At 67.6% G+C, this 9,344-nt stretch carries 10 protein-coding genes; 4 read left to right on the plus strand and 6 right to left on the minus strand.

All coding sequences use genetic code 11. The features are described 5' to 3' along the window. Window positions 1–12: 12 nt before the first annotated feature. From purF to folC, 4 genes are all read right to left on the minus strand, one after another. Window positions 13–1,518 carry an amidophosphoribosyltransferase gene (gene purF, locus BM004_RS09450; protein WP_093135776.1) on the minus strand — a complete coding sequence of 502 codons (1,506 nt, stop codon included), beginning with the start codon at window positions 1,516–1,518 and terminating at the stop codon, window positions 13–15. A 12-nt stretch (window positions 1,519–1,530) separates the two neighbouring features. After that, window positions 1,531–2,016, minus strand: coding sequence for a CvpA family protein (locus tag BM004_RS09455; RefSeq protein WP_093135773.1), 486 nt, complete (start codon window positions 2,014–2,016; stop codon window positions 1,531–1,533). Between the two features lie 18 nt (window positions 2,017–2,034). Beyond that, complete coding sequence (locus BM004_RS09460) at window positions 2,035–2,928, minus strand: SPOR domain-containing protein (RefSeq protein ID WP_093212775.1); 894 nt, start codon at window positions 2,926–2,928, stop codon at window positions 2,035–2,037. A 73-nt stretch (window positions 2,929–3,001) separates the two neighbouring features. Next, entirely contained in the window at window positions 3,002–4,309 is a 1,308-nt protein-coding gene (gene folC / locus BM004_RS09465; RefSeq protein WP_093212777.1) for a bifunctional tetrahydrofolate synthase/dihydrofolate synthase, read from the minus strand. Window positions 4,310–4,345: 36 nt separating this feature from the next. On the opposite strand from folC, the gene BM004_RS09470 reads away from it, so the two are divergent. From BM004_RS09470 to argG, 4 genes are all read left to right on the plus strand, one after another. Beyond that, window positions 4,346–4,699, plus strand: a complete 354-nt coding sequence (locus BM004_RS09470) for an ArsC family reductase (RefSeq protein WP_093212779.1) — start codon at window positions 4,346–4,348, stop codon at window positions 4,697–4,699. A gap of 58 nt (window positions 4,700–4,757) precedes the next feature. Continuing rightward, complete coding sequence (locus tag BM004_RS09475) at window positions 4,758–5,360, plus strand: glycine zipper 2TM domain-containing protein (RefSeq protein ID WP_093212781.1); 603 nt, start codon at window positions 4,758–4,760, stop codon at window positions 5,358–5,360. Between the two features lie 124 nt (window positions 5,361–5,484). Further along, window positions 5,485–5,811 carry a pyrimidine/purine nucleoside phosphorylase gene (locus tag BM004_RS09480; RefSeq protein WP_093135761.1) on the plus strand — a complete coding sequence of 109 codons (327 nt, stop codon included), beginning with the start codon at window positions 5,485–5,487 and terminating at the stop codon, window positions 5,809–5,811. Between the two features lie 168 nt (window positions 5,812–5,979). Next, window positions 5,980–7,320, plus strand: a complete 1,341-nt coding sequence (gene argG, locus BM004_RS09485) for an argininosuccinate synthase (RefSeq protein WP_093135759.1) — start codon at window positions 5,980–5,982, stop codon at window positions 7,318–7,320. A 102-nt stretch (window positions 7,321–7,422) separates the two neighbouring features. Here the strand turns inward: argG and BM004_RS09490 are convergent, their stop codons facing one another. Then, complete coding sequence (locus tag BM004_RS09490) at window positions 7,423–8,271, minus strand: glycine-rich domain-containing protein (RefSeq protein ID WP_093212783.1); 849 nt, start codon at window positions 8,269–8,271, stop codon at window positions 7,423–7,425. 4 nt (window positions 8,272–8,275) lie between these two features. Next, complete coding sequence (gene murB / locus BM004_RS09495; protein WP_093135755.1) at window positions 8,276–9,328, minus strand: UDP-N-acetylmuramate dehydrogenase; 1,053 nt, start codon at window positions 9,326–9,328, stop codon at window positions 8,276–8,278. Window positions 9,329–9,344: the final 16 nt, after the last annotated feature.

Consider the following 9,344-nt stretch of genomic DNA (forward strand, 5'->3'; position numbering starts at 1 on the left):
CTCTCCCGGAGTTCATTCGCTGGGGTTGGGCAGCGCGAGACGCGAAGAATCTTCCTCGGTCTCTTCGATGCGGGGGCGGTTGCCGTTCATGCGCGAGATGGCCTCGGTGTCGATGTCGCCCGTCACGTACACGCCGTCGAAGCACGAGGCGTCGAAGCCGGCGAGCTTGGGGTTGAGCGAGCCGATGGCGCGCTTCATGGCGTCGACGTCCTGGTAGATCAGCGCGTCGCAGCCGATGAGTTCGCGGATCTGTTCCACCGTACGGTCGTGCGCGACCAGCTCGCCCTTGGTCGGCATGTCGATGCCGTAGACGTTGGGGTAGCGCACCGGCGGCGCGGCGCTGGCCAGGTAGACCTTGCGGGCACCGGCGTCACGCGCCATCTGCACGATTTCCTGGCTGGTGGTGCCGCGCACGATCGAGTCGTCGACCAGCAGCACGTTGCGGCCCTTGAACTCGCTCGCGATGGCGTTGAGCTTCTGGCGCACCGACTTCTTGCGCACGCCCTGCCCCGGCATGATGAAGGTGCGGCCCACGTAGCGGTTCTTCACGAAGCCTTCGCGGTACGGCACACCCAGCAGGTGCGCGAGCTGCGTGGCGCTCGGGCGGCTGGACTCGGGAATCGGGATGATCACGTCGATCTGGTTCGGCGGCACGGTCGAGACTACGCGCTTGGCCAGCGTTTCGCCCAGGTTCAGGCGCGCCTGGTAGACCGAGATGCCGTCGAGCACCGAGTCCGGGCGCGCGAGGTACACGAACTCGAAGATGCAGGGGTTGAGGCTGGGCGACTCGGCGCACTGCATCGAATGCACCTTGCCTTGCAGGTCGACGAACACGGCTTCGCCGGGCTCGATGTTGCGCTCGAACACATGGCCCGAGCCTTCGAGCGCCACCGATTCGCTGGCGATCATCACGGTGCCGTCGGCCGGATTGCGGCCCATGCACAGCGGGCGGATGCCGTACGGGTCGCGGAAGGCCAGCAGGCCGTGGCCCGCGATGAGCGACACCACGGCATACGAGCCGCGCAGGCGCTTGTGCATGCTCTTCACCGACTCGAAGATCTCGGCCGGATGCAGCGGCACGCCGCGCGACGAGCGCTCGAGTTCGTGCGCCAGCACGTTGAGCAGCACTTCGGAGTCGCTCTCGGTGTTGGTGTGGCGGTGGTCGGTGGACGACAGCTCGTCGCGCAGCGCGTGCGCGTTGGTGAGGTTGCCGTTGTGCACGAGCACGATGCCGAACGGCGCGTTCACGTAGAAGGGCTGCGCCTCTTCTTCGCTGTAGGCATTGCCGGCGGTCGGGTAGCGCACCTGGCCCAGGCCCACGTTGCCCGGCAGCGCGCGCATGTTGCGCGTGCGGAACACGTCGCGCACCATGCCCTTGGCCTTGTGCATGAAGAACTTGCGTTCCAGCAAGGTCACGATGCCGGCCGCATCCTGGCCGCGATGCTGCAACAGCAGCAGTGCGTCATAGAGCAACTGGTTGACGGGTGCGTTGCTGACAACGCCGACGATTCCACACATGAACGATTCCTCTCAGGGCAGGTAGCTTGCCAACTTTTCAGGCAGCGCGGGTTTCAAGCCCTGCAGTGCCGCATCGAGAACAACGGCGCTGCGCGATTCGTGCCACCAGGCACTGTCGCTCAACACCAGCAAATGAACAACGACGGCCAGCACGAGCAGGGCCACCGCACCCCGCGCCGCTCCGAACGCCGCTCCCAAAATCCGGTCCACCGGCCGCAGACCCACGACCGTGATCAACTTGCGCGTCAGCGCGGCCACCAGGCCCACGCCGAACACCACCGCCACGAACACCAGCACGAAGGCCAGCGGGTAACGCCATGCCGCCTGCGGATCGCCGAACGGCAGCCATGCCGCCACGCCGGAAGCCAGCCACTGGGCGGCGACGAATGCGGCCACCCAGCCGATCAGCGAGATCACCTCGAACACCAGCCCGCGCATCAGGCCGAACAGCATCGACACCCCGATGAGCGCGACGGCGATCCAGTCGAGCAAGGCCACGGCGACAGGCAGCGGTACTTACAACGTGAGGATCGCGGCCGACAAAGACAAGCCCTTGACCTTTTCCGCCGCGCGGTCGGCCTCGGCACGCGAGCTGAACGGGCCGACACGCACACGCGTGCGTTCGCCGTCGGCCGTCTTGGCCACGTGCACATAGGTCTTGAGACCGGCGCGCTCGAGCTTCTGGCGCACTTCGCGCGCCTTGTCGGCATCGGCGAAGGCACCGACCTGCACGACGAAGCGCCCGGCAGCGTCGTCGGAAGCCTTGGGGGCCGCGGCGGCTGCGTTGATGGGCTTGCCTTCGAGCAGTGCGCGGGCACGCGCGCCGTCGTCCGCGGAAGCCGTCTTGGGCTTCTGTTCGGGCTTGGGTTCCTTGGATTCCTTGGGTTCAGGCTTCGGCTTGGCCTCGGGCTTCGGCTCAGGCTTGTGCTCGACCTTCGCTTCGGGCTTGGGCTCGGGCTTGGCCTGCGGCTTGGGTTCGGGCTTCGGCTCCGGCTTGCGCTCGGCGGGCGGCGGCGTGGTGGCGGCCGGCTTGCCGGACTCGATCTCCGTGCCGTCGGCGCTCTCGGTGATCATGCCGCCGCTCGACGAGGCCGAGGCCACGCGCGAGCCGGTGTCGGGCGCAGCGGGCGCGCTGCTGGTCGCGGGGGCCGGCGTGGCGGGCACGGGCAGCGGCTTGACCTTGTTGCGGTCGGGAATCTCGATCGGGATGTCGACCGCCACGGGGCGCGGTTGTGTATCGAAGAGCAACGGAAACCCGATCACGCCGAGCAGCACCAGCACCGCGGCGCCGAGCAGCCGGTGGCGCGCACGCCGACGCATGGATTCGACACTTTCCGCCGGCACTGCAGCCGGGGCGCTGCGTCCTTCGTTGCCTTGTGGGCCGCGCGTGCGGAACTTGAAAAACGCCATGAAGTTCGATCCCTGAAGGAGTGCAGCGAGGTGGTGCCCGATGTGCCGGATGGGTGTGTGGACAGCCCGACGATCAGCCGCCTGGCAGCAGGTGTTTGGCTTGCAGCCGGGGGGTGCCGTTTTCGAGCACGCCACCCACGGTGAAGAACGATCCGAAGACGACGATTCTATCAGTGGGGTCCGCGTGCTCGATGGCTGCGCGCAACGCGTCCATGGGGTTCGCATGCACGCTGCCCGAGGCGTCCGTGCGCGTGTTCTGCGCCTGCCAGGCGGCCAGCAGATCGGCCCCCTTGGCGGCGCGCGGCGTGGGCAGGTCGGTGAAGTACCAGCGGTCGATCAGCGGCCCGATGCGCGCCAGAATGGGTGCCAGGTCCTTGTCCGCCATGACGCCGAACACGCCGTGCGTGGTGGGGAAGAAGCCCATCGCGTCGAGGTTCTCGGCCAGCGCGGCGACGGCATGCGCGTTGTGCGCCACGTCGAGCACCAGCGAGGGTTCGCCCGGCACGATCTGGAAGCGGCCCGGCAGCTCGACCATGGCCAGCCCGTTGCGCACGGCCTGCGCCGTGATCGGCAGTTGCGGGCGCACCGCTTCGAGCGCCGCGAGCACGCCCGCCGCGTTGATGAGCTGGTTGGCACCGCGCAGCGCCGGGTATGCCAGCCCGCTGTAGCGCCGGCCGCGGCCCGACCAGCCCCACTGCTGCTTGTCGCCGGAGACGTTGAAATCGTGTCCGAAGCGCCAGAGATCGGCGCCGATGGCGGTGGCGTGGTCGATGACGCTCTGCGGCGGCATCGGGTCGCTCACGATGGCGGGCTTGCCGGCGCGCATGATGCCGGCCTTCTCGAAGCCGATGCTCTCGCGGTCGGGGCCGAGGTATTCCATGTGGTCGAGGTCGATGCTGGTGATGACCGCGCAGTCGGCGTCGATGATGTTCACCGCGTCGAGGCGGCCGCCCAGGCCGACTTCGAGGATCGCCACGTCGGGCTTCTGCTCGATCATGCAATGCAGGATGCCGAGCGTCGTGAACTCGAAGTACGTGAGGCTCAGGTCACCGCGCACCTTCTCCACCACTTCGAAGCTTGCTATCAATTTGGCAGCATCGACCGCTTCGCCCTGCAGCCGCAGCCGCTCTTCGAAGCGCACCAGGTGGGGCGAGGTGAACACCGCCGTGCGGTAGCCGGCATGCGTCAGGATCGATTCGAGCATGGCGCAGGTCGAGCCCTTGCCGTTGGTGCCCGCCACCGTGATGACGGGGCAGTCGAAGCGCAGGCCGAGGCGCTGCGCCATCTCTTTGGCACGCTCGAGTCCCAGCTCGATGTTCTTGGGATGGAGTTGCTCGGCGCGCGCGAGCCAGTCGTTAAGGGTTTCCATGGAGGCGGGCATTGTCGCCGACCTGCCGGCCGGGGCATCATCGCGGCCATGACAACCCTATACGGCATTCCGAACTGCGACACCGTCAAGCGCGCCCGCACCTGGCTCGACGAGCATGGCGTCGCCTACACCTTCCACGATTTCAAGAAACAGGGCGTGCCCGAGGCCGAGCTCGACCAGTGGCTGAAGAAGCCCGGCTGGGAGGCCCTGGTCAACCGCAAGGGCACGACCTGGCGCAAGCTCGAAGAGACCACCCGCGAGGGCGTGGTCGACGCCGCCTCCGCCCGCCCGGTGCTGCTGGCGAACCCCAGCCTCATCAAGCGCCCGGTGGTCGACTGGGGCCCTAAAAAGCCCGTGACCACCGGATTCGACGCCGACGCCTGGGCTGTCAACGCCGTGTAAACCCTGGAACCCGCCCTGTCGGCGGGCGTCAAACCGCCATCTGCAGGAGAGACACACCATGAACAAACACGTTTTTCGCACCCTGGCCGGCCTTTGCGTGACCGGCGCGCTGGCGGCGGGCACCGGGCTCGTGCATGCCCAACAGAACCAGGTGGTTCAGGCCCGCGTGATTTCCGCCACCCCGATCCGCGAAACGACCGGCAGCGACGTCAACTACAACGTCACCTACGAATTCAACGGGCGCCAGTACACCACCCGCATGAACAGCCGGCCCGGCGCGACCATTGCGATCCAGGCCAGCACCTACGGCGTCACCGCCGGCGCGACCGCCTTGCCCGTGGCGCCGCAGTCTCGGGTGCAGACCTACCCGGTCGAGGCCGGCGGCGGCTATCCCCAGCAACCAAGCGGCTCGCCCTGGGACAACGTGGTGCCCGAGCCGGGCGTGGTGGTCTCCAACGCACCCGCGCCGGTCTACCAGCAGGCGCCTGTGTACGCCGCCCCGGTGTACGTGCAACCCGCCTACAGCTACCCGTATGCCTATCCGTACGCCTACCCGCCGGTGGGCATTTCGCTGAACCTCGGCTACTCGCGGGGCTGGGGCGGCGGCGGCTACTACGGCCGTGGCGGCTGGGGTGGCGGCTACCGCGGCTGGCACCGCTGAGCACCGGCCGGCGGCGCGCGCCGGCCAAGCCCCTAAAATCGAGGACTTTTCCAACCCTTGACGGGTGCGCCGCTGGTGCGGTGCGTCCTCGATTCGCCGACCGCCAGCGCGCCGGCGCCACCCAATGACGACGACTACCGACACAATCAACAGCGCCGCAGTGGCCACCAAGGCCAATGTGTACTTCGACGGCAAGTGCGTGAGCCACGGCCTCACGCTCGCGGACGGCACCAAGAAATCGGTCGGCGTGATCATGCCGTCCACCCTCACCTTCAACACCGGCGCCCCTGAAATCATGGAAGGCGCCGGCGGCAGCTGCGAATACCAGCTCGCGGGCACCACCGAGTGGATCGCCTCGGGCCCCGGCCAGAAGTTCAGCATTCCCGGCAACTCGAGTTTCCAGATCCGCGTGAGCGGCGAGCCCTACAGCTACATCTGCCATTTTGGGTAAACCCCCAGGCTTCGCGCACTTCGTGTCGCTTCTCCAAACCCCTTGCAGGGGGCGATACCGGTGGCCCGGCGAAGCCAATTTCACGGCATCCACGGTATCCACGGCACAGAGTCGTGCCACGAATGTCATGAACCATTGAATCGCGCCACCACCAACGGAACTCTCACCATGTCGACCATTCTCCAAAACGTTCCCGCCGGCCAGAAGGTCGGCATCGCCTTCTCGGGCGGCCTGGACACCAGCGCGGCGCTCCACTGGATGCGCAACAAGGGCGCGATTCCCTACGCCTACACCGCCAACCTCGGCCAGCCCGACGAGCCCGACTACGACGAGATCCCGCGCAAGGCGATGCTCTACGGCGCCGAGAACGCCCGCCTGATCGACTGCCGCGTGCAGCTGGCCAACGAAGGCATCGCCGCCCTGCAGGCCGGCGCCTTCCACGTGACCACCGCCGGCGTCACCTACTTCAACACCACGCCGCTGGGCCGTGCCGTGACCGGCACGATGCTGGTGTCGGCCATGAAGGAAGACGACGTCCACATCTGGGGCGACGGCAGCACCTACAAGGGCAACGACATCGAGCGCTTCTACCGCTACGGCCTGCTGACCAACCCCAACCTGAAGATCTACAAGCCCTGGCTCGACCAGGTCTTCATCGACGAACTGGGCGGGCGCGCCGAAATGTCGGCGTTCATGCAGCAGGCCGGCTTCGCCTACAAGATGTCGTCCGAGAAGGCCTACTCGACCGACTCGAACATGCTCGGCGCCACGCACGAGGCCAAGGATCTCGAGCATCTGAACAGCGGCATCCAGATCGTGCAGCCCATCATGGGCGTGGCGTTCTGGAAGGACGAAGTCGAAGTGAAGCGCGAAACCGTGTCGGTGCGCTTCGAAGAAGGCGTACCGGTGGCGCTGAACGGCGTGCGCTACACGAACCTGGTGGAGCTCATTCTGGAAGCCAACCGCATCGGCGGGCGCCACGGCCTGGGCATGAGCGACCAGATCGAGAACCGCATCATCGAAGCCAAGAGCCGCGGCATCTACGAAGCCCCCGGCCTCGCGCTGCTGTTCATCGCCTACGAGCGCCTGGTCACCGGCATCCACAACGAAGACACCATCGAGCAGTACCGCGACAACGGCCGCCGCCTGGGCCGCCTGCTGTACCAGGGCCGCTGGTTCGACCCCCAGGCCATCATGCTGCGCGAGACGGCGCAACGCTGGGTGGCGCGCGCCATCACCGGCGAAGTGACCGTCGAGCTGCGCCGCGGCAACGACTACTCGATCATGAACACCGAGTCGGCCAACCTGACCTACAAGCCCGAGCGCCTGAGCATGGAAAAGGTCGAGGGCGCGTTCACGCCGCTGGACCGCATCGGCCAGCTCACGATGCGCAACCTGGACATCGTCGACACGCGCGAGAAGCTGGCGATCTACACGCAGGTCGGCCTGCTGTCGTCGAACGAAGGCGCTTCGCTGCCGAAGCTCACGAACGACGGCGACGCGAGCTGATCGCGCACCCTGCCCTTCCGGGCAGATGCGAATGACAACGGGCCCCTCGGGGCCCGTTTTCTTTGTGGATGCTGCTGCGCGTGCTGTGAATGCGGCGCGGCGTCAGTCCCCGCCGCCACCGCCGCAGCCGCCGCCGCACCCACCGCCGCCATCCGACGAACCGCCACCATCGCTGGAGCCGCCGTCACCGCCGCCGCTGGAGCTGCTCGATTCGCTGCCGCCGAACCCGCCCGCATCGCCCGCGCTGCCGCCGTCCGACGAAGACGAATCGCCGAAGCTGGTGCCGCAATGCGCGTCGGAGCCGATGTGGCGCTCGACCGCGTTGCAGTCGGGCACGTACTGGAAACCGCCCGCCACGGCGAACTTGATGTCCAGCGCGAACAGCAGCGGCAGCCGCGCCGGCTTGCGCGGATCGATGCTCTCTTCCTTGCAGGCCCAGTACCACGTGCGGCGCAGGCCGTCGTTGCGCTTCGGGTCGCGCCCCAGCACCTCGGCCGGGCTGTGGTGCAGCATGCCGCCGAAGGCCGCGTTGCACCAGTTCTGGTAGCCCTGCGTGTGCAGGATGAACTCGTGCCACGCCGTGTCGACCACCTTCGAGGGCATGGCCACGAACTTGCGGTCGCTGCGCAGGTGGGCCATGAAGAATTGCCGCAGGCCGCGCAGCACCAGTTCGGCGTCGCGCCGGCTCAGTTGCGGGTGCGCCTCGCGCAGCTTGCCGATGAGGAAGGGCGGCAGCCGCGCCTCGCGGATGAACTGGCGCCGCAGGCTGGTCTCGAGAAACTTGAGCACCGCCGAGAACAGCAGCGCCACCACGACCACGGCCACCACCGAGCCCCAGCGGCGCGATCCCAGGAACAGCGCGAGCAGCGCCACCAGCGGCACCGCGCGGCGGGCCCACACCAGCGCGCCGATGCGGCGGCGGAAATTCAGCGGCAGGAAGTCGAGATCCATGCCGTCAGACGACCACCGGTTCCGGCTCCAGCCGGATGCCGAAGCGCTCGTACACGCTGGTCTGGATCGCCTTGGCCAGGGTCATCACCTCGCCGCCCGTGACCGGGTTCTCGCGGCCGCCGCGGTTCACCAGCACCAGCGCCTGGCGCTCGTACACACCGGCGTTGCCCACCGACTTGCCCTTCCAGCCGCAGGCGTCGATGAGCCAGCCGGCCGCCAGCTTGATGGTGCCGTCGTCCATCGGGTAGTGAACGATCTTGGGGTCGCGCGCGATGATGTCGGCGCACTGCTCGGGCGTGACCGTCGGGTTCTTGAAGAAGCTGCCGGCATTGCCCAGCACGCGCCAGTCGGGCAGCTTGGCACGGCGGATGGCGCAGATCCAGTCGAAGATGTCCTGCGCGTCCGGCGTGAAGTTGCCGGTTTCTTCCATCTTGCGTTCCAGGTCGAGGTAGCCGACCACGGCCTTCCACGGCTTGGGCAGGCGGAACCGCACGCGGGTGATCACCGCCCGGCCCGCGAGGCCGAAATCGTTCGGGCCGCTGCGCACGTGCTTGAAGACCGAATCGCGGTAGCCGAAGGCGCATTGCGCGGCGTCGAGCGTGAAGCTGCGGCCGGTTTCCAGGTCGTAGGCGTCGAGCGACTCGAAGCGGTCCTGCAATTCGACCCCGTAGGCACCGATGTTCTGCACCGGCGCGCCGCCCACGGTGCCCGGGATCAGGGCCAGGTTTTCGAGGCCCGGACAGCCGTTGCGCACCATCCATTCGACGGCGTCGTGCCAGATCTCGCCGGCGCCGGCCTCGACGATCCAGGCGCGCGGGGTTTCTTCCACCAGCCGCAGGCCCTTGATCTCGATCTTCAGCACCAGTTGCTTGACGTCGCCCGTGATCACGATGTTGCTGCCGCCGCCCAGCACGAAACGCGGCGCGTCGTGCCAGGTTGCGTCGGCGTGCAGCGCGACAAGGTCGGCCTCGCTGGCGATGCGCGCCAGATGCTGCGCACGCGCGACGATGCCGAAGCTGTTGTAGGGCTGCAGCGGGACGTTGGACTCCACGATCATGGGAGAATTGTCGCAT

The sequence above is a fragment of the Variovorax sp. OK212 genome (genome assembly GCF_900112425.1).
Lineage (GTDB): Bacteria > Pseudomonadota > Gammaproteobacteria > Burkholderiales > Burkholderiaceae_C > Variovorax.